Origin of the sequence: Flavobacterium facile (assembly GCF_036321945.1) — a bacterium.
In the GTDB taxonomy this organism is placed as follows: domain Bacteria; phylum Bacteroidota; class Bacteroidia; order Flavobacteriales; family Flavobacteriaceae; genus Flavobacterium; species Flavobacterium facile.
The window spans coordinates 588884-608792 of the sequence record NZ_JAZAYT010000035.1 but is presented as its reverse complement, the minus strand read 5'-3'; the positions used below and the strand labels follow the sequence as shown (position 1 = coordinate 608792).

The window sequence follows — 19909 nt, the reverse complement described above, 5'->3', positions numbered from 1 at the left end:
AAGTCATAATAAATAAATTTAATCGCAACAAAAGCTTTTGGTTGTAGCACAAACATGATTATCAAACATACAAGATGTAGTCGTAGGCCCCATACTTCTACATCCAGCACCCAAAGCACCTGAACCATGAGTCGCATTATAGTTATTCATTTGAGATTCATAACCTGTAAACCCCAAAGAAACAACTTCATATTTATCCCAAAATCCACATGGCGCAGGGTATCTTCTTCCATTTCCACTAACTCCATTCAATCTTGACTCTTTAGAAGTTAATTCATTAAATGCTAAAATAAGCAAAGAAGACTCTTTTTCAAAACTATAATCATTTTCTAACATAACATTTAGTTTTTTATCAGGCGTATTTAAATACAAATCACCATTCTCAACAGACAAATAAAATGAATTATTTTCATTTAATATAAATTTATCTCCAGATATTACAAATGTATAATCACTGAAATGAATTAAATTTTTGTCAATATAAAAAGGTTTCACATCTTCAAATGTTACTTCTGTGGATTCGTTTCCTATTCTTGACAAAAAACTATCATCTTTTTTTATGTTAATCTTAGAAACCCCCAAATCTGCGAATTGTGAAGTTACTCGTTTTGTACTACTTTTTACTAAAATCATTTCATTCATCGAACTGAATTTAGTCTCATTACTATTTGAATTTTCTTCTGTTGAACATGACAACATAATCACTGCAAAAAAGATAACCGCAAAAGACAATACTTTTAAATTAATTTTTTTTTTCATTTTTTTTTCTAAATTGATTTTATTAGTTTTTTGGACGCCCGCCGCAAAGAAAAAAAAAAAAAAACGAAATAACAAGGTTTTTATAGGTTTTTATTTACATAAAAACAGCCATTAAAAATAATGGCTGTTTTATATAATCTGTTTATTATGTTTTTCTAATTAAGAACCACACATTTCGCAATCATCTGGACCAGCATTTTTTGCTAATTCAATCATGGCGCGGTATTCTTCAGCAGACATTACAGATGCTGCAACTGGTTCTACAGCCTGTACCACTTCTAATTGTTCTTTAGGTTGCGTGGATACAATTGGTTCTGTTTTTTTGTCGTTATTTAAGGTAAACTTAATCGCATCAACAGCTGCTTTCGTACGTAAATAATACATTCCAGTTTTTAAACCTGATTGCCAAGCGTAAAAGTGCATTGATGTTAATTTCGCATAATTTGCATTTTGCATGAACAAGTTTAACGACTGCGATTGATCTACGAAATACCCACGGTGACGCGACATATCGATAATATCTTTCATAGACATTTCCCAAACGGTTTTGTATAATTCTTTTAAATCTTGAGGAATATTTAAGTTTTGAACCGATCCATTTTCACGCATTAATTCTTGTTTTAACTCTTCTGTCCACAAGCCTAATTTTACTAAATCTTCTAGTAAATGTTTGTTTACCACGATAAATTCTCCAGATAAAACACGACGTGTATAAATGTTAGAAGTATAAGGTTCAAATGCTTCGTTGTTTCCTAAAATTTGAGAAGTTGAAGCGGTTGGCATTGGCGCCACTAATAACGAGTTACGCACTCCAAACTCCATCACTTCTTTTCTTAAATTAGTCCAATCCCATCGACCCGATAAATCTGAATCTTGTAAGCCCCAAAGGTTGTATTGGAATTCTCCTTGTGAAATTGGTGAACCTTTAAAAGTTGAATACGGTCCTTCTTCTTTAGCCATTTCCATTGAAGCTGTTACAGCTGCAAAGTACATCGTTTCGAAGATTTCTTGGTTTAATTTTTTAGCTTCATCACTTGTAAAAGGCATTCTTAACATAATGAAAGCATCTGCTAAACCTTGTACGCCTAATCCAATTGGACGGTGACGTTTGTTAGAATTTTCTCCTTCAATTACAGGATAATAATTTCTATCAATTACTTTATTTAAGTTTTTAGTCACACGTTTTGTAACCGTGTAAAACAACTCATGATTAAACGTTCCATTTTCTACGAACATTGGTAACGAAAGAGAGGCTAAATTACAAACTGCAATTTCATCTTTCGAAGTATATTCCATAATTTCAGTACATAAATTCGAAGAACGAATCGTACCTAAATTTTTCTGATTTGATTTTCTGTTGGCTGCATCTTTGTACAACATATATGGCGTTCCAGTTTCAATTTGCGATTCTAGAATTTTTTCCCATAATTCGTGCGCTTTGATGGTTTTTCTACCTTTTCCAGCAGCTTCATAAGAAGTATAAAGTGCTTCGAATTCTTCACCATACACATCGTATAAACCTGGACATTCATTTGGACACATTAACGTCCATAATCCGTCTTCTTGCACACGTTTCATGAATAAATCTGACGTCCACATCGCGAAAAATAAATCACGCGCACGCATTTCTTCTTTACCAGTATTCTTTTTCAAATCTAAGAAATCGAAAATATCGGCATGCCAAGTTTCGATGTAAATCGCAAAACTACCTTTACGTTTTCCACCACCTTGATCTACATAACGAGCCGTGTCGTTAAACACACGTAACATTGGAACAATTCCATTAGAAGTTCCGTTTGTACCACGAATGTATGAACCTGTTGCACGAACATTGTGAATAGACAATCCAATTCCACCAGCGGATTGAGAAATTTTTGCCGTTTGTTTTAACGTGTCGTAAATTCCATCAATACTATCGTCTTGCATCGCTAAAAGGAAACAAGATGACATTTGAGGTTTTGGTGTTCCTGCATTAAATAAAGTTGGCGTAGCATGTGTGAAGAATTTTTTCGACATTAAGTCGTAAGTTTCTAACACAGCAGGTAAATCGTTTAAGTGAATCCCAACAGAAACACGCATTAACATGTGTTGAGGACGTTCAACAATTTTACCATTAATTTTTAATAAATAGGAACGTTCTAGAGTTTTAAATCCGAAATAATCGTAGTTAAAATCTCTGTTATATATGATATGAGAATTTAAAAATTCTGCATTTTCTTGAATTACATTATGAACTTCTTCTGATAAAAGCGGCGCTGCCTGATTGTTTCTTGGATTTACATAATGATACATTTCGTTCATCGTTTCCGAGAAAGATTTGTTGGTATTTTTATGTAAATTTGAAATGGCAATACGAGCTGCTAGTTGTGCGTAATCTGGATGAGCAATGGTCATTGAAGCTGCTGTTTCTGCTGCCAAGTTATCTAATTCTGAAGTGGTTACGCCATCATATAATCCTTCAATAACTCTCATAGCTACTTTTACAGCATCTACTAAATCGTTTAAACCATAACACAGTTTTTTTATTCTGTCTGTGATTTTGTCAAAACTTACTGGCTCTTTATGGCCATCTCTTTTTATTACGTACATAGTTTTTGTTTTGTGAACCAGCAAATCCCTTTACTGCTTCGGGTTATTTGTATTAATTATTTTTGGCCAGAAATTAAGGCTTGCCTTTTATCGAAACAACAAAAGACTTACATTTTAGGAAAAATTAATAGCAGGATTTGAGGGAATTCTGTATTATTTATTAAAGAATCTGAAACTAGTTCAGATTAAAAATCTGCGTCAAAAGTAATTTTTTGCGCGTCAGAATCTGTGTTCATTACACCTGCTTTTTGATATTCGGCTACTTTTTTCTCAAAGAAATTTGTTTTTCCTTGTAAAGAAATCATGTCCATAAAATCAAATGGATTTGTGGTATTGTATTCTCTTTCGCAACCTAATTCTACTAATAATCTATCTGCTACGAATTCTAAATATTGTGTCATTAATCCGGCATTCATCCCAATTAAAGAAACAGGTAAACTTTCTGTAATAAATTCTCTTTCGATATTTAAAGCATCTACAATAATTGTTCTGATGCGTTCTTTAGATACTTTATTAACTAAGTGATGATTATGTAAATGCACTGCAAAATCACAATGTACACCTTCATCACGAGAAATCAATTCGTTTGAAAAGGTTAAACCTGGCATTAAACCACGTTTTTTCAACCAATAAATAGAACAAAATGCACCAGAGAAGAAAATTCCTTCTACGGCTGCAAACGCGATTAAACGTTCTGCAAAAGAATCTGATTCAATCCATTTTAAAGCCCAATCCGCTTTTTTCTTAATCGCAGGAAAAACTTCTAAAGCGTTGAACAAATCAGCTTTTTCAGCTTCATCTTTTACATAAGTGTCAATTAATAGCGAATACGTCTCTGAATGGATATTTTCCATCATAATTTGGAAACCATAAAAGAATTTGGCTTCCGCATATTGCACTTCATTTACGAAGTTTTCAGCTAAGTTTTCATTTACAATTCCGTCAGAAGCGGCGAAAAAAGCTAAAATATGTTTGATAAAATACTTCTCATCAGCATTCAATTTATTATTCCAATCATTTAAATCTTGAGACAAATCAATTTCTTCCGCTGTCCAAAAACTAGCTTCCATTGATTTATAAAATTCCCATATATCGTGGTGTTTGATTGGGAAAATCACGAATCTGTTTTTGTTTTCTTGTAAAATTGGTTCAACGTTTGACATAAGTAATTGATTTTTTTATATTTAACGAGATGCTTTCTCTGTTTTTTTGACTTTACAAATTTGAAGAAATCAATTGAATTATGAAAGTCAAACTTATTCACAATCCGACTAAGTTTTTAACAATCCGAAAGTTTTGTAAAATTAAAAATTATTTTCATAACTATTTAATTATCAATAAATTATATTTCAATAAACAAAACAAAAAAATCGTCTTAACCAGCTGATATTACACTTGCTAAGACGATTTTTGAGGTATTTTTTTAGCCTTTATTTTTTTAAATCTTGAGCGACTTTTTCTAATTCTTCATACCATTCCATTCCAAATTTTCTCACCAAGGCTTCTTTCACAAATTTATAAACTGGAACTTGCAATTCTGCACCTAAAGCACACGCATCTGAACAAATGTGCCATTTATGATAATTCACGGCTGAAAAATCGGAATATTCTTTAACACGAATGGGATATAAATGACAAGAAACTGGTTTTTTCCAATCTACTTCGCCTTGATTATAAGCTTGCTCAATACCGCAAAGTGCCGTTTTCTTATCAAAAATTACATAAGCGCAATCTTTTCCACCAATTAATGTCGTTTCTAATTCTCCATCTGTCCCAATAACGTGTGTACCTTGCGCTTCAATAGCAGCAATACCTTCTTTGCGTAAAAATGGTTTTACTTTCGGATAAATATCAGCTAATATTTGCGTTTCTTCTTTAGTTAATGGTGCACCAGCATCGCCATCTACACAACACGCTCCTTTACAAGCAGATAAGTTACATACGAAGTCTTTTTCTAAAATTTCTTCGGAAACTATGGTTTTTTGAAGTTGAAACATTCTTATTAATTTAGTCAACAAAGATAGTAATTTGAAGTTAGAAAAAGGAAACCAAAAATTAGAAGTTTTATAATGAAGCGTTAAATTCAAATGCATTTTTAAACAATATACCTATATTTGCAAAAATATTTACACCACAACTATGAGTATCGACTGGAAAGAAGTTTTTACAATTTCGATGATTTTATTTGCTGTAATTGATATTTTAGGAAGTATTCCTATTATTGTCGATTTACGAAGTAAGATTGGACACATCCAATCAGAGAAAGCAACCATTGTTTCCGCAATTATTATGATTGCCTTTTTGTTTGTAGGTGAAGAAATTTTAAAATTAATTGGTATTGACGCCAATTCATTCGCTGTCGCAGGTTCGTTCGTGTTGTTTTTCTTAGCCTTAGAAATGATTTTAGGTGTGCGATTATACAAAGAAGACAATCCAACAACAGCTTCAATTGTTCCGATTGCTTTTCCATTAATTGCTGGAGCTGGAACCATGACTACATTATTATCTTTGCGTGCAGCTTATGACAAAATAAACATTATTATTGCCATTTTAATTAATGTCATATTAGTGTATGGCGTTTTAAAATCGTCCGGAAAAATTGAAAAATTATTAGGCGTAAACGGTTTAGGAATTATTAGAAAAGTTTTTGGTGTAATTTTATTAGCCATTTCGATAAAATTATTTGCCGCAAACGTTAAAGGATTATTTATATAAGTTTAAAAAACAAAAATAGAATGAAAATATTTACCTACATTATTATCGCATTATCATTAATTACTATTGTTTTTAATGCTACAAAAATTAATTTCGAAAAACCTTTTGAAGGAGAAAGTACAATTGCTATCATTGGAATTGTGGCTTCTTTTTGCGCAATACTAATCGTAACCCTTTTTATGGTTGCCAAAAAAGTAGTTGACCAAACCAAATAACATGTTTGACGTTTTAATCATTGGTGGCGGCGTTTCAGGTGTTTCTGCCGCTTTAATTTTTGGATCGGCAAAAGAGAAACCTTTTATGGCTGATAGAAAAATTGGACTTATTGCACATCAGAAAACTTCCTCATTACAGAAAGCTGTTTTTAATAACGCTTACGGAATCGCTTCAGAAAAATTAGGTAGTGAATTGCTAGAGGAAAGTTTAGCTCATTTATCTGAAAGTTATCCACATATTTCTCAAATTGAAAACGAGAAAGTCTTAACTATTTCTGGAGAATCTGGAAATTTCACAATTACTACAAACAAAAACAGCTATCAATCAAAAATAATTATGATTGGAATTGGCGCTGGAAATCCGTTTACGATTGAAGGTTTGGAAAACTACATTATTCCGCATAAAAAAGCAGCTCCAGAGAAAAACAGAATTCAATTAGAAAATAACGATCATTTGGTAACCGAAGGCATTTATGCAATTGGAACTTTAGCTGGACACAGAAGTCAGTTAGTTATTGCAGCTGGAAGTGGCGCCAGTGCAGCTACCGACATTTTAACTTTATGGAATGATAACAAACCTGTTCAGGTTCATGATACTGTAAAAGAATAAGCTATTCTTTTTGATTTACTTTTTTGTATTCTTCAGATTTTGCAATTAGAAATTGTAACAAAACTAATTTATCGGAATTTTCAACCGCTTCTTTTGATTTTGAATCGAAACTACAAAAATTCAGAAATCCTTCTACATCTTCTGGTTTCAATTTCAAACTATTGATTAAAAAATCCGCACTATAACTTTGAGCGGTAAAAGTTCTGAATTGAACTGGTTCTTTTGGCTTAAATGAAACTTTATTCTTGTTTTTGAATATTCCTCCAATTAATTTCCCAATAGCTATAATATCGAAGGGTGTATAAACTGTTCCGTCAGAAAAATTCACACTTGGCTTATTATAAGGAATTACAGGCATTCCTGTTTTTAATCCTTTCAGAAAAGGCTGTTTTTTTTCTACAATTACTTCTTCAATTTGTGTTGATTTTTCGGATAATTTAATTTCTAAAGTTTTAGAAAAATCAAATAACGAATCCACATATATTTTTACGACATCGTAATTTTTATGGTAAAATGTAATCCAATTTCCTGTTGCAGCTTTGATTTCGAAAACTCCTTCGGAATTAGTAGTTACAACTTCTTTTTTACTGCTATTTATTACCTCAACATTACTGATTGGTAAATTAGTAGCTCGAACATTTCCATTTATATTTTGAGAAAAACAAATTTGAAAACAACAGAAAAGAAATAGCGTAATTTTAATTTTCATACATTAAGTTTAGAAATTCAAAATTAAACCTTAAATAATGCCTAAAAGTTAAGCAAAAGACAAAGTATATAAATATTTTCTTAAATTATTTCTGTTTGTCTAAAACTTTAGTAATCATTTTGTCTCTTGGAAGTACAATTTGATAATAAGAAGTATCGTTAAACAATTGCTTAGAAAATTCGGCAAACAAATACGTTAGCACTTGTTCTTTTTGGTCCGATAAGTTAAAAAGCAAACCGTTTGAAGTCACATATTCTTTAAACTGATTGAAGTATTTATCATTTTTAAACAATTCCTTTTTAAGTTCTTGCTTATTCATTTTACTGAAAAACCCTCTATTTTGATCTAACTTTTCAAATGCGTAATAACTCATAATCTCGGATTGAAGCAATAATTCTAAACCTTCTTTATTGTGATTTTTTTCTATTGGTACGAAAACATCTGGAATAATTCCGCCACCGCCGTATACAATTCTGCCTTTTTTCGTTTTAAATTTTAAACTATCAGCCACTTTTATACTATCGGCTTCGTATAATTCACCGCTTAAGAAACGTTTTTCAAATTCGTTGAAGTATTTTTCGCCTTTGTCTTCATAAGGTTTTTGAATGCTTCTTCCTGAAGGTGTGTAATATCTGGCAATGGTTAATCGCACCGCAGAACCGTCATTCATTTTCATTTCACGTTGCACCAAACCTTTTCCAAAAGAACGACGACCCACTATAGTTCCTCTATCGTTATCTTGAATCGCACCCGCAAAAATTTCACTAGCGGAAGCACTATTTTCATCAATTAAAACATATAATCTTCCGGTTTCAAAAACACCCTTTTCGGTCGCATACGATAAATCTTCTGTTCCTTTTTTATTTTTTGTTTTAACGATTAATTGCTTGTCTTTTAAAAACTCATCGGCCATTGCGACCGCCATTTCTAAATACCCACCACCATTTTCTCTTAAATCGACGATTAATTCTTTTGCGCCTTGTTTTTTTAAGGAAACTAAAGCTTTGTGAAATTCATCATAAGTGGTTTCAGCAAATCGGTTGACTTTAATATATCCTGTTTTGTCGTTGATTTTTGTCGCCACATCAATACTTTTCACAGGAATTAAATCTCGTGTAACAGTAACTTTAAATTTTTTATTTTCCGATTTTCTATAAATAGTTAAATTAATTGGACTACCTACTTCTCCTTTAAGGATGGGAAATAAATTTTCGGATTGGTATTTTTTCTTGAAAAGTTGTTTGTTGTTGGCGAACAAAATTCTGTCGCCAGGTTTGATGCCAACTTTGGCTGAAGGTCCGTTTGGAATAGGTTTAATGACAGTCAATGTATCTTTGTACATATAGAAATTCACGCCAATTCCCACAAAATTCCCTTCCATACTTTCTGCTACGGAAGCCAATTGTTCTTTTGGAATATAAGTGGAATGTGGATCTAAATTTTCTAAAATTCCAGTAACGGTTAAATCGACAATTGAATCGGTATTGACTTTATCTACATATTCGTTATCGATGAAGTCGATTAACTTGTTTAGTTTTAATTTTCCTTCCGTTTTTGTTCCTATTCTGGCATTTTTCAAAACATCGATTTTATTCCCCAATAGCAAACCACCTGCAAAAGACAAGGCGATAATTACAGGAATAAAAACATAATATTTGTTTTGCGGTTTATTCATTTATTACTTGTAAATGTTCGGCTTCTACACCGGCTTTTCTTAAAAAATCGACACCAGAAGTGTCTTTATATTCTTCTAAATACACCACTCGTTTAATTCCTGATTGGTGAATTAATTTGCTACAATCTTTACATGGTGAAAGTGTTATATATAAAGTAGCACCTTCACAAGATTGTGTGGAACGTGCTACTTTTAAAATCGCATTTGCCTCTGCGTGAAGCACATACCATTTCGTTAAATGCTCTTCATCTTCACAACAGTTTTCAAATCCGCTTGGTGTTCCGTTGTATCCATCAGAAATAATCATTCTATCTCTAACAATAATTGCGCCAACTTGTTTGCGTTTGCAATAAGATAATTTTCCCCATTCGGTTGCGATGCGCAAATAGGCTTGATCGTATTTTAATTTTTTCTTTTCTTTCATGTTAAATTTTACCGCAAAGAAACGCAAAGTTCTTCGCAAAGGTTCGCAAAGTTTTTATTTTAAATACTTTTTGAACACAATATGTTGAATTAAAAATAATTTTGTGAACTCTGTGTAATCCATGTGTAGCTCTGTGAAATAATTTTAATTAAAAATTTCACTTTGAATAATCATTGGCAAAACTACACCAATTACAAATGCTGACATAACCAAAGCCCAATCTCTTTTTGAAAATCTAAAAACAGTTTGTACAATATAGGCGATTATTAAAACAATTATGACCACGATTATTTGAGCAGCTTCGATTCCTAGGGCGAATTCTAATAACGGGACAAGCTTTTCAGCTCTGGTTCCAACCATTATCGTATTGAAATAATTAGAGAATCCTAAACCGTGAATTAATCCAAAAAACACCGTTACCAAGGCCACAAAAGTGATGCTTTCTTTTTTACCCGATTTTCCTGCGGTGAACAAATGAAAAATAGCGGTAATTAGAATGGTTATTGGAATAAGAAATTCTACCACATTCACTTGAATTTTTACAATTCCGAAAACAGATAAAAACAACGCTAAAGTATGTCCGATAGTAAACAGAGAAACTAAAAGCAATACACGTTGCCAATCTTTAAAGGCGTACGGAACCATTAGAGCAATTAGAAACAAAATATGATCATAGGCACCAATGTCTAGCACGTGCTTTAATCCCATATTGAAGTATATTAAAAATTCTTGCATATTTGTAGGTTAAAATGGTTTTTCAAACTTACAGAATTTTAGGGAAATAAAAAAGCGACATTACTGTCGCTCTCTACTTTTAACTTTTTATACTAGTTTTCAAAAAAAAAAAAAACAATAACTTATTTCGCCTGCTCCATAAATTCTTCTGCTTTTTCTACCATGTTTTTTACACCGCAGAAAAACGGCACACGTTGGTGCAATTCTGTTGGGACAATTTCCATTGTTCTTCCGAAACCGTCTGAAGATTTTCCACCAGCTTGTTCGGCGATGAATGCCATTGGATTACATTCGTATAACAAACGTAATTTACCTTTTGGTGCTTTTGAGCTTGTTGGATAAATGTAAATTCCGCCTTTAATCATATTTCTATGAAAATCGGACACCAAACTTCCAATATAACGTGAAGTATATGGTCGGTCTTCTTCTTCCGCTTGGCAATATTTGATATAATCTTTTACACCTTGAGGAAACTGAATATAATTTCCTTCATTCACAGAATAAATATTTCCGTTTTCTGGAAATTTCATATTGGGATGTGACAAATAAAACGTTCCGATAGCTGGATTTAAAGTAAATCCGTTTACTCCGTGACCCGTTGTATACACTAACATGGTTGAAGTTCCATAAATTACATAACCGGCAGCTACTTGAGCCGTACCAGGTTGTAAGAAATCTTCTAAAGTTACTGGCGTTCCAATTGGTGAAACTCTACGATACACAGAAAAAATAGTTCCCACAGAAACGTTTACATCAATATTTGAAGAACCGTCAAGCGGATCCATTAATACGACATATTTGTTGTTATGACTTTTATCTGAACCTTCCACAGTAATAAAATCGTCGTTTTCTTCAGAAGCAATTCCGCAAACAATTTCTCGGTTGATTAACGTTTGAATAAAAACCTCATTCGCATACACATCCAGTTTTTGTTGGTCTTCCCCTTGAATATTTTGATCACCTGCTGCGCCTACAATATCTACTAAACCTGCTTTATTTACTTTATAGTTTACCACTTTCGCAGCCAAACGAATAGAATTGATAATTCGGGATAATTCGCCAGACGAATATTGAAATGCATTTTGATTTTCGATGATAAACTCACCTAAGGTTTTATTTCTTTCTTCCATTACGAAATCGATTGAGTTGAATTGTTTCGCAAATTTACACAAATTTATATGAAATCCTTAAGGTGTTTAAAAATTTTAAAAAAAGCCCTAAAACAACGAAAAATTAAAATTTAATTTAAAAATATAAATTTTTGTTATATTTTTAAATTCTTTTTTCAAAACAAAAGCTATTAAGTACATTTGCATAGTTTTATAACATTTTCAACTTTACAAACTGTACAATTATATCAAAATATATGTTACAAATTAGAAAAGGAACACCAGAAGACATGCACGATGTTTTAGCATTGATTACAGAATTAGCCGTTTATGAAAAAGAACCTGATGCCGTTGTGATTTCAACGGAAGATTTAGTACGAGATGGCTTTTCTGAAAACCCTTTATTTCATACTTTTGTAGCGGAAGTCAACGAGGAAATTATTGGCGTAGCTTTATATTATTACCGATTTTCAACATGGAAAGGAAAAACCATTCATTTAGAAGATTTAATTGTTAAAGAAAACAATCGAGGAACTGGCGCTGGTTATGCGTTATATTCTGAAATTATCAAACAAGGTAAAAAAGACAATGTTCGCAGAATAGAATGGAATGTTTTAGATTGGAATACACCAGCCATTGACTTTTATGAAAAAAGTGGCGCAAAAGTTTTATCAGATTGGCGAGTAGTTCACATGGACGAAAACGGAATTGAAGCTTTTTTAAACAACTAACAAACACAACTTAAGATAATAGCATGGAAATTTTCAAATTTGGTGGTGCATCAGTAAAAGATGCGGCTGGAGTAAAAAATGTATTGGAAGTATTAAAAACAGTAGGACATGAAAATGTGTTATTGGTAATTTCAGCGATGGGTAAAACCACAAACGCGTTAGAAATTGTGATTAAAAATTACTTTGACAAGTCTAACGAATTATATGCTTCGCTTCAAGATATTAGAAAATACCACAATCAAATTCTTTTAGATTTATTTGAAGATGAAGAACATGAAGTGTTTTTTGATATCAATGCTCATTTTGACGATTTAGAATATTTTGTAAGAAGTAATAAATCGCCAAATTATCCTTTTGTATACGATCAAATTATTAGTATTGGAGAATTAGTTTCAACCACAATTGTAAGTCATTATTTAAATTTTGCTGGTATTTCTAATCAATGGTTAGATGTACGTCAATACATAAAAACAGACAATAATTACCGTGATGCGAATGTAGATTGGGAACATACTCAGAAATTAATTTCGAAAATCAACAGAAAGAAATCTTTATTTGTGACTCAAGGATTTATTGGTGCGGATGAAAATAACTTTACTACTACTTTAGGTCGTGAAGGTTCTGATTATACGGCTGCGATTTTCGCGTATTGTTTAGGCGCAGAAAGTGTAACGATTTGGAAAGACGTTCCTGGAGTTTTAAATGCCGATCCAAGGTATTTTGAGAATGCCGTTTTATTAAATCAAATTTCGTACAGAGAAGCGATAGAATTGGCTTTTTATGGTGCAAGTGTAATTCACCCGAAAACCTTACAACCTTTACAGAAAAAAGAAATTCCTTTATTCGTAAAATCTTTTATTAATCCGACTTTACCTGGAACAAAAGTTAGCAAAGGCGTGGATTTAGAACCAAAAACATCTTGTTTTATTGTTAAGAAAAATCAGGTTTTAATTTCCCTTTCTTCTATTGATTTCTCTTTCATTATGGAAGAAAACATTAGTGAAATTTTTGCTTTGTTTCATAAATATAAAATCAAAGTAAGTTTGATTCAGAATTCGGCGATTAGTTTTTCTGTTTGTGTGGAAGACAAATTTGACAAATTTCAAGAGTTAAAAACCATCTTATCAAAAAAATTCAAAGTTTCCTATAATGAGAATGTTTCCTTATATACGATTCGCCATTTTGATGCTATTTCTGCGGAAGTTGTAGAAAAAGACAAAAAAGTATTGGTAAAACAAATTAGTAGAGAAACGTTGCAAATTGTAACGCTTTAAATTTTTGAAAAAGCCAAGGAAAAAGTAAAAAGAAATAAGTTGAAAGTGATAGATTTTGTAAATTGAAACTGTCACTTTTAATACTATTTCTTAAAACAAAATAGATGCTTTGGGCATGATAAAATTTGCCTGTAACATTCTTTTAGCCACGAATTTTCAAATTAAAACATTTTAAATAAACTTACCAAGCGTCAATTCGAAAATTCGTGGAAAAAAAACTAGACACCTAATTAACATAAATTTAATTAAGAGTTTTAATTTACTTCAATTATTTAATTTTCAGATGTTATTCACTTAACAAACAAGCTTTTACTTTGCCGAAACAATACAGAACGTATTATGGCAAGAATAGTTGATGTTGTAGTAATTTCCGACACGCATTTGGGAACTTATGGTTGTCAGGCGAAAGAACTACTTTCTTATTTAAAATCTGTTGCTCCAAAAACACTAATTATTAATGGTGATTTCATTGATATTTGGCAGTTTAAAAAAAGTTACTTCCCGAAACCTCATTTAAAGGTTATTAAAAAAATTATCGATTTAGCTACAAAAGGAACCGAAGTGGTTTACATTTTGGGAAATCACGATGAATTTTTACGCCGATTTGCTGATACGAATTTCGGAAATATTGAATTGACGAATAAAAAAATCATGAATCTTGACGGGAAAAAAGCCTGGTTTTTTCATGGTGATGTTTTTGATGCTTCTGTGCAACATTCCAAATGGATTGCCAAATTAGGCGGTTGGGGTTACGATTTCTTAATTCGTTTGAATGTGTTATCGAATTGGTTTTTAACTCAATTAGGAAGAGAAAAATATTCGTTTTCTAAAAAAATTAAAAACAACGTAAAGAAAGCCGTAAAATTTATAGGAAATTTTGAAGATGCAGCTACGGAATTAGCCATTGAAAATGAATTCGATTATGTGATTTGCGGACACATTCATCAGCCACAAATTAGAAAAGTGGAAAACAAAAAAGGAAGTTGCATGTATTTGAATAGTGGAGATTGGATTGAAAATCTGACCGCTTTAGAATATCACAATGCCGAATGGAAAATTTACACTTTCGATAAAAATGATTTTCGAGACGAGTTAGAGCACGAAATGAACGATATTGAAATGAAAAATATAGATGAATTGATAAAAGAAGTTGTTGGATTTAACTAAATAAATTATGAAAATTTTATACGCCGTACAAAAAACAGGAAATGGTCATTTAGCCAGAGCGCAAGAAATCATTCCGATTTTACAAATTTATGGAGATGTGGATATTTTAACAAGTGGAAGTCAATCGCAAATAAATTTGGGCTTTCCTGTTACACACGATTTTAAAGGTATTTCTTTGTTTTATGGAAGCAATGGAAATGTTTCTTTTTTGAAAACTTTTTTCAAGAACAATTACTTGAAATTTCTATATCAAATTTTAAAACTCAACGTTTATAAGTATGATTTAATCATTAACGATTATGAACCTATTTCTGCTTGGGCTTGCAAATTAAAAGGTGGAAATATCATTTCTTTATCACATCAATCGTCATTGTTTTTTGAAGAAACTCCAAAACCTAAAAAATTAAAATGGTTAAGTTGGAAGATTTTTAAAAATTACGCACCCGTTATAAAAAAATATGGATTTCATTTTGATGAATATAATGAAAACATCTTTAATCCGGTGATTCGAAAAAAAGTTAGAAACTTAAAAACTTCTACTTCAGGAAACTATGTAGTGTATTTGCCATCGTATTCTGATATAAAAATTATTAAAGAATTAAAACGAACTTCTGCGAATTGGACGATATTTTCTAAACATGCGGAAACTTCTTACACAGCGCATAATTGCACCGTTTTTCCAATTGATGAAAACGAATTTTTAAATTCCTTTGCCAATTGCCCAGGCGTTTTATGTAATGCCGGTTTCGAATTGCCTTCAGAAGCGTTATATTTAAAAAAGAAATTGTTCGTAATTCCTATCAAAAAACAAATCGAACAAGAATGTAATGCATTGGCTTTGAAAGAAATGGGCGTATTAACTTCTAAAAAACTTGATTTTAATTTAATTGAAATGTGGACGTTATCGAATAGAATTATTCCTGTAAATTACCATAACAATATTGAAAAAATCATAGAAGAAATTGTATTAGAAAACACTTCGTTTGACACGGAATTTCTATTCATATAAACTGGAAAAAAGAGTAGCAAAAAAAATAGTAGTAGTTTTTTCAATATTTATTTGTGGTTAGTAAGTAGTTGCTCTTTACCAGAATAAAAAAATCCCAAACGTTGGTTTGGGATTTTTTATGACTTATTTTAAAATTACTTCTTTCCAGAAGCTTCTAAATTTCTTTCAATTTTATGGTCTGGTCTAGTCCATTTTGGTTTTTCACCTAAAGCTTCAAATTTTGAATCTGCTGCTTCAACCGTTTCTGGTTGCATCTTTTTGATGAATGGTTTTTGCGGATTTAAACCTAACATTTCAAACATTTTCATGTCTTCATCTACATCCGGATTTGGCGTAGTTAGTAATTTATCTCCAGCAAAAATAGAATTCGCACCAGCAAAGAAACACATCGCTTGTCCTTCTCTACTCATATTTGTTCTTCCTGCTGATAAACGAACTTGCGTTTCTGGCATAACAATTCTTGTAGTCGCTACCATACGAATCATTTCCCAAATTTCAACTGGTTTTTCATCTTCTAATGGCGTTCCTTCCACAGCAACTAAGGCGTTAATTGGAACCGATTCTGGTTGTGGATTTAATGTAGAAAGCGCGACTAACATTCCTGCTCTGTCTGAAATACTTTCACCCATTCCGATAATTCCACCACTACAAACTGTTACGTTAGTTTTACGAACGTTTTCGATAGTTTCTAAACGGTCTTCAAAACCACGAGTTGAAATGACTTCTTTATAATATTCTTCAGAAGAATCTAAATTGTGATTGTAAGCATATAATCCAGCTTCTGCTAAACGATGTGCTTGATTTTCGGTAATCATACCTAAAGTACAACAAACCTCCATATCTAGTTTATTAATGGTACGAACCATTTCTAAAACCTGATCAAACTCAGCGCCATCTTTCACGTTTCTCCAAGCTGCACCCATACAAACTCTAGATGAACCAGAAGATTTCGCACGTAATGCTTGTGCTTTTACTTGAGAAACCGACATTAAATCGTTTCCTACAATATCCGTGTGATAGCGAGCCGCTTGCGGACAATATCCACAATCTTCCGGGCATCCGCCAGTTTTAATTGATAAAAGTGTAGAAACCTGAACCGTATTTGGATCATGGTGTTCTCTATGTATTGATGCTGCATCGTATAACAATTCCATTAAAGGTTTGTTGTAGATGTCAATTATTTCTTCTTTCGTCCAGTTATGTTTAGTAACACTCATAAAATCATAAATTAATGGCTCAAAAGTACTAATTTACATTTGAAGAAAAAACTTATGTGATAAGATTTTATATTTTTGATATTGCAGGAACATCTTTCCAATATTGCATAATTACAAAAGAACCAATTAATGAAGAGGCAATTCCTTCAAAAAATAGTACGGCTGAGTACATAATTAAGTTGGTTTTTCCAGTAAAAAAGAATGTATCCGACAAGGTTGCTAAATAACTTTCGCCTCCTTTGATGTAGACAAAAACAATCAATCCAACTATACCCAAAATTACTCCTATAATTCCTGTTTTAAAGCCAGAAACTAAATTTTCTAGATATTCGGTTGTTCCGTTTGCATAATTACTTTTAATGGTTTTCATAATTCCGAAAAGCACAATAAAAGCATTTAAAATTCTAAGGTAATTTTTGTTTGCTAAACCCAATAAATCCATTAGTAGGAAGAAAAGACCAATACCAACAAAGATTAAGATTCCGTTTTTAATTTCAACTTGATTTTTCATAAATAACGATTTTAGTTGTTTTTAAATGAATTTTAGAATCGCATTGTAATCTGAAGTTTGGTTGCGATTTCATAGTAGATAATTTTTTGATTATTATAAAAGTACAAATAATTATTTATCTATCTGATTATCAATTGAATTTTTAACGATTGTTTTAGAAAAATTAATTTAAATCTTGAAGTAAAATCCATTGATTATGTCCGAAATAATCAAATGTTGCCGTTGCCATATCTGTTTTCTCGTCAATTAATTTATAGTAAGGACGTCTGTTTATGGAAACAGAACATTCCACAAAAATTGAAATGGGTTTTTTAGATTCCTTTTTAATTCTCTGACAATATTGCCAAATTACATCTGGCGAATTACTCAAAATTTTGATTTGTTTTGATGTTAATTCAGTTCCGTAATTATAATAATGAGACAAACCTGTTTTTTTATCTACAACCTTAATATTTAGGTTTCCTTTTCTTTCGCGAAGCATCATTCTCCATGCTAATCTATGCCCTTCTTCAGTAAACAAAACGTCGCCTTTTATGAAATGATGACGTAATGGTAAAATGATTTGTACGATAAAAAACGGCACAAAAAAGAGCATAAAAAATTTGGTATTGAAATTGTTTTTTGGAAGAATTTCTTCTTTGTTATTAAGAAACTTAAGCGGAATAGAATCGTAAAGTAAAACCATAAAACTCAACGCTAAAAAGGGGAAAATTCCGATTTTTAAGGAATATTCATTAAAAAGATGAAATCCGAAAGAAGCGATAATGGCTAATTTTCTAGTTTTCTTCCAAAATAAAGCTGGCATAATTAATAAATCGAATAGAATTCCAGCGTAAGCATACGTTAATAAAAACCATTTTTGATTGAAGATATCTAAAAGAAATTGACGTTGAGTTATTCCGTTTAGAAGAATTCTAGAAAACGTTCCATCTAACCAATCTGGATATAATTTTGCAATTGCCGCATAAAAATATAAAATCGACAATTGGAAAAGCAGCAAATATGGCATCCATCTTGGGATTCTTGTTTGTTTTATTTTAGGAAATAATTTCGCATCAACACTTAACTTAGCATTTGCAGGTAAGAAAATCATGACAATACAAATGAGAATTAAAAAGTAATAATGATTGTTGTACGATTCTTTTTGAATAAGGTAAACGGTTGTCCACATGATAGTAAAAGCAACCATCGCAAATCTGTAAAAAAAACCTAAAGTAATGAGTAATCCTAAAATCCCCATAACGAAAAAGTAGGTATACATTTTTTCGCCATGTAAGAATTGCAAGAAATCGAAACCAATAAAATTAAAAGTGAACTTACTTTGAATGAAAACGGCTTCTACCCAACCTAATAAAATAGCCCCAAATCCTTCTGCCATGACCAATAATCCTAGTAAAATTCTAAAAATTACTAATCCCGAATTATCGATATTTTCAGAAAGCCATTTTTTGATCATTTTAGATTTTCAAAGTATTGAATAGTATTTTGTTTGTCTACTTCTAATTGTAACTTTAAGGCTTCGAAAGATTCAAATTTATGTTCATCTCTTAATCTTTCTAGAATATTTACTTGAATTTTTTGATTGTAAATATTTTTGTCAAAATTCAATAAATGCACTTCAATTGATAATTTATTTTCGCCTAAAGTAGGCTTTATTCCAATATTCATCATTCCGAAAACTGTTTGTTTGTTTACATTGACTGTAACAACATAAACGCCATTTTTAGGAATCAATTTATACTCTTCTGGAATTTCAATATTTGCCGTTGGAAATCCTATGGTTCTTCCTAATTGATTGCCTTTTACAACATTTCCGGTTAAAACATATGGATAACCTAAATAGTCGTTAGCTAAAGACACATTTCCTTCTAAAAGTGAATTTCTAATTTTAGTAGAGCTTACAGAAACCTCGTTTATTTGTTGCGCTGAAATTTCTTCTACTTCAAAACCAAATTCTTTTCCGAAGTTGATTAAATCGTTAAAATCGGCGGCACGGTCTTTTCCAAATTTATGATCGTGACCAATAATTATTTTTTGAATATTTAATTTTTCTACTAGAACTTGGGTGACAAATTCTCTTGGAGATAATTCTGAGAAAAGTTTATCAAAAGGGTGAATAATGAAATTTTGAATTCCTTTTTTCTCTAATAAAACAGATTTTTCTTCAATTGTATTTAACAATTTGATATCGTAATTATTTGAAACAATTAATCTTGGATGGGGAAAAAAAGTAAGAATAACACTTTCTAAACCTTCACTATAAGCTACTTTACATATTTTATCTAAAATAGCAGTGTGCCCAATATGAACACCATCAAAGGTTCCCAAAGTAACAATTGTTTTTTTGGAAGTGGAAAAATCATTTATAGAAGTATAAATTTTCAATTGAATTTTTTATGCAAATTAATTGATAATAATTATTCTAAACAACAAAATTGGATAATATAAATAATTATAAAA

20 protein-coding genes are annotated in these 19909 nt (G+C 31.4%); 7 read left to right on the top strand and 13 right to left on the bottom strand.

Annotated elements, in window-relative coordinates; genetic code table 11:
* Nucleotides 1–18: 18 nt before the first annotated feature.
* The 4 genes from UEQ13_RS15295 to UEQ13_RS15280 form a co-directional block, all read right to left on the bottom strand.
* Entirely contained in the window at nt 19–759 is a 741-nt protein-coding gene (locus UEQ13_RS15295) for a hypothetical protein (protein WP_329807224.1), read from the bottom strand.
* A gap of 159 nt (nt 760–918) precedes the next feature.
* On the bottom strand, nt 919–3348 hold the full coding sequence (locus UEQ13_RS15290) for a ribonucleoside-diphosphate reductase subunit alpha (RefSeq protein ID WP_329807223.1): 2430 nt from the start codon (nt 3346–3348) through the stop codon (nt 919–921).
* A gap of 185 nt (nt 3349–3533) precedes the next feature.
* A complete protein-coding gene (locus tag UEQ13_RS15285; RefSeq protein WP_329807222.1) occupies nt 3534–4511 on the bottom strand; it encodes a ribonucleotide-diphosphate reductase subunit beta in 978 nt (325 codons plus the stop codon).
* A 267-nt stretch (nt 4512–4778) separates the two neighbouring features.
* Entirely contained in the window at nt 4779–5345 is a 567-nt protein-coding gene (locus UEQ13_RS15280; RefSeq protein WP_329807221.1) for a DUF3109 family protein, read from the bottom strand.
* Nucleotides 5346–5487: 142 nt separating this feature from the next.
* Between UEQ13_RS15280 and UEQ13_RS15275 the strand changes: the two genes are divergently transcribed.
* The 3 genes from UEQ13_RS15275 to UEQ13_RS15265 are packed head-to-tail and all read left to right on the top strand — an operon-like array spanning nt 5488 to nt 6888.
* Nucleotides 5488–6063: a MarC family protein gene (locus UEQ13_RS15275; RefSeq protein WP_329807219.1), complete on the top strand. Its 576-nt coding sequence runs from the start codon at nt 5488–5490 to the stop codon at nt 6061–6063.
* Between the two features lie 20 nt (nt 6064–6083).
* The gene (locus UEQ13_RS15270; protein WP_166125601.1) at nt 6084–6278 is read left to right on the top strand and encodes a hypothetical protein; all 195 of its coding nucleotides are present in this window, start codon (nt 6084–6086) and stop codon (nt 6276–6278) included.
* A gap of 1 nt (nt 6279) precedes the next feature.
* Nucleotides 6280–6888 (top strand): FAD-dependent oxidoreductase, encoded by a 609-nt coding sequence (locus UEQ13_RS15265; protein ID WP_329807218.1) that lies wholly within the window; start codon nt 6280–6282, stop codon nt 6886–6888.
* Between the two features lies 1 nt (nt 6889).
* On the opposite strand, the gene UEQ13_RS15260 is transcribed toward UEQ13_RS15265, so the two are convergent.
* From UEQ13_RS15260 to fbp, 5 genes are all read right to left on the bottom strand, one after another.
* Nucleotides 6890–7597 (bottom strand): peptidase associated/transthyretin-like domain-containing protein, encoded by a 708-nt coding sequence (locus UEQ13_RS15260; RefSeq protein WP_329807217.1) that lies wholly within the window; start codon nt 7595–7597, stop codon nt 6890–6892.
* 85 nt (nt 7598–7682) lie between these two features.
* Nucleotides 7683–9272 (bottom strand): S41 family peptidase, encoded by a 1590-nt coding sequence (locus UEQ13_RS15255; RefSeq protein WP_329807216.1) that lies wholly within the window; start codon nt 9270–9272, stop codon nt 7683–7685.
* Nucleotides 9265–9696, bottom strand: a complete 432-nt coding sequence (locus tag UEQ13_RS15250) for a deoxycytidylate deaminase (protein ID WP_329807215.1) — start codon at nt 9694–9696, stop codon at nt 9265–9267. Before UEQ13_RS15250 ends, UEQ13_RS15255 begins: the two co-directional genes overlap by 8 nt.
* A gap of 144 nt (nt 9697–9840) precedes the next feature.
* On the bottom strand, nt 9841–10431 hold the full coding sequence (locus UEQ13_RS15245) for a HupE/UreJ family protein (protein WP_329807214.1): 591 nt from the start codon (nt 10429–10431) through the stop codon (nt 9841–9843).
* Between the two features lie 122 nt (nt 10432–10553).
* Nucleotides 10554–11561, bottom strand: a complete 1008-nt coding sequence (gene fbp / locus UEQ13_RS15240) for a class 1 fructose-bisphosphatase (RefSeq protein WP_329807213.1) — start codon at nt 11559–11561, stop codon at nt 10554–10556.
* A 236-nt stretch (nt 11562–11797) separates the two neighbouring features.
* Between fbp and UEQ13_RS15235 the strand changes: the two genes are divergently transcribed.
* From UEQ13_RS15235 to UEQ13_RS15220, 4 genes are all read left to right on the top strand, one after another.
* Complete coding sequence (locus UEQ13_RS15235) at nt 11798–12271, top strand: GNAT family N-acetyltransferase (RefSeq protein ID WP_329807212.1); 474 nt, start codon at nt 11798–11800, stop codon at nt 12269–12271.
* A gap of 23 nt (nt 12272–12294) precedes the next feature.
* Nucleotides 12295–13545 carry an aspartate kinase gene (locus UEQ13_RS15230; protein WP_329807210.1) on the top strand — a complete coding sequence of 417 codons (1251 nt, stop codon included), beginning with the start codon at nt 12295–12297 and terminating at the stop codon, nt 13543–13545.
* Between the two features lie 339 nt (nt 13546–13884).
* The gene (locus tag UEQ13_RS15225; RefSeq protein ID WP_329807208.1) at nt 13885–14712 is read left to right on the top strand and encodes a UDP-2,3-diacylglucosamine diphosphatase; all 828 of its coding nucleotides are present in this window, start codon (nt 13885–13887) and stop codon (nt 14710–14712) included.
* A gap of 7 nt (nt 14713–14719) precedes the next feature.
* Complete coding sequence (locus UEQ13_RS15220; RefSeq protein ID WP_329807207.1) at nt 14720–15721, top strand: glycosyltransferase family protein; 1002 nt, start codon at nt 14720–14722, stop codon at nt 15719–15721.
* A gap of 134 nt (nt 15722–15855) precedes the next feature.
* On the opposite strand, the gene bioB is transcribed toward UEQ13_RS15220, so the two are convergent.
* The 4 genes from bioB to UEQ13_RS15200 all read right to left on the bottom strand — a co-directional run bounded on the left by bioB (nt 15856) and on the right by UEQ13_RS15200 (nt 19834).
* On the bottom strand, nt 15856–16938 hold the full coding sequence (gene bioB, locus UEQ13_RS15215) for a biotin synthase BioB (protein ID WP_329807206.1): 1083 nt from the start codon (nt 16936–16938) through the stop codon (nt 15856–15858).
* Nucleotides 16939–17005: 67 nt separating this feature from the next.
* Entirely contained in the window at nt 17006–17449 is a 444-nt protein-coding gene (locus UEQ13_RS15210; protein ID WP_329807204.1) for a hypothetical protein, read from the bottom strand.
* Nucleotides 17450–17612: 163 nt separating this feature from the next.
* Entirely contained in the window at nt 17613–18905 is a 1293-nt protein-coding gene (locus UEQ13_RS15205) for an HTTM domain-containing protein (RefSeq protein ID WP_329807203.1), read from the bottom strand.
* A complete protein-coding gene (locus UEQ13_RS15200) occupies nt 18902–19834 on the bottom strand; it encodes a bifunctional riboflavin kinase/FAD synthetase (RefSeq protein ID WP_329807202.1) in 933 nt (310 codons plus the stop codon). Before UEQ13_RS15200 ends, UEQ13_RS15205 begins: the two co-directional genes overlap by 4 nt.
* Nucleotides 19835–19909 lie beyond the last annotated feature (75 nt).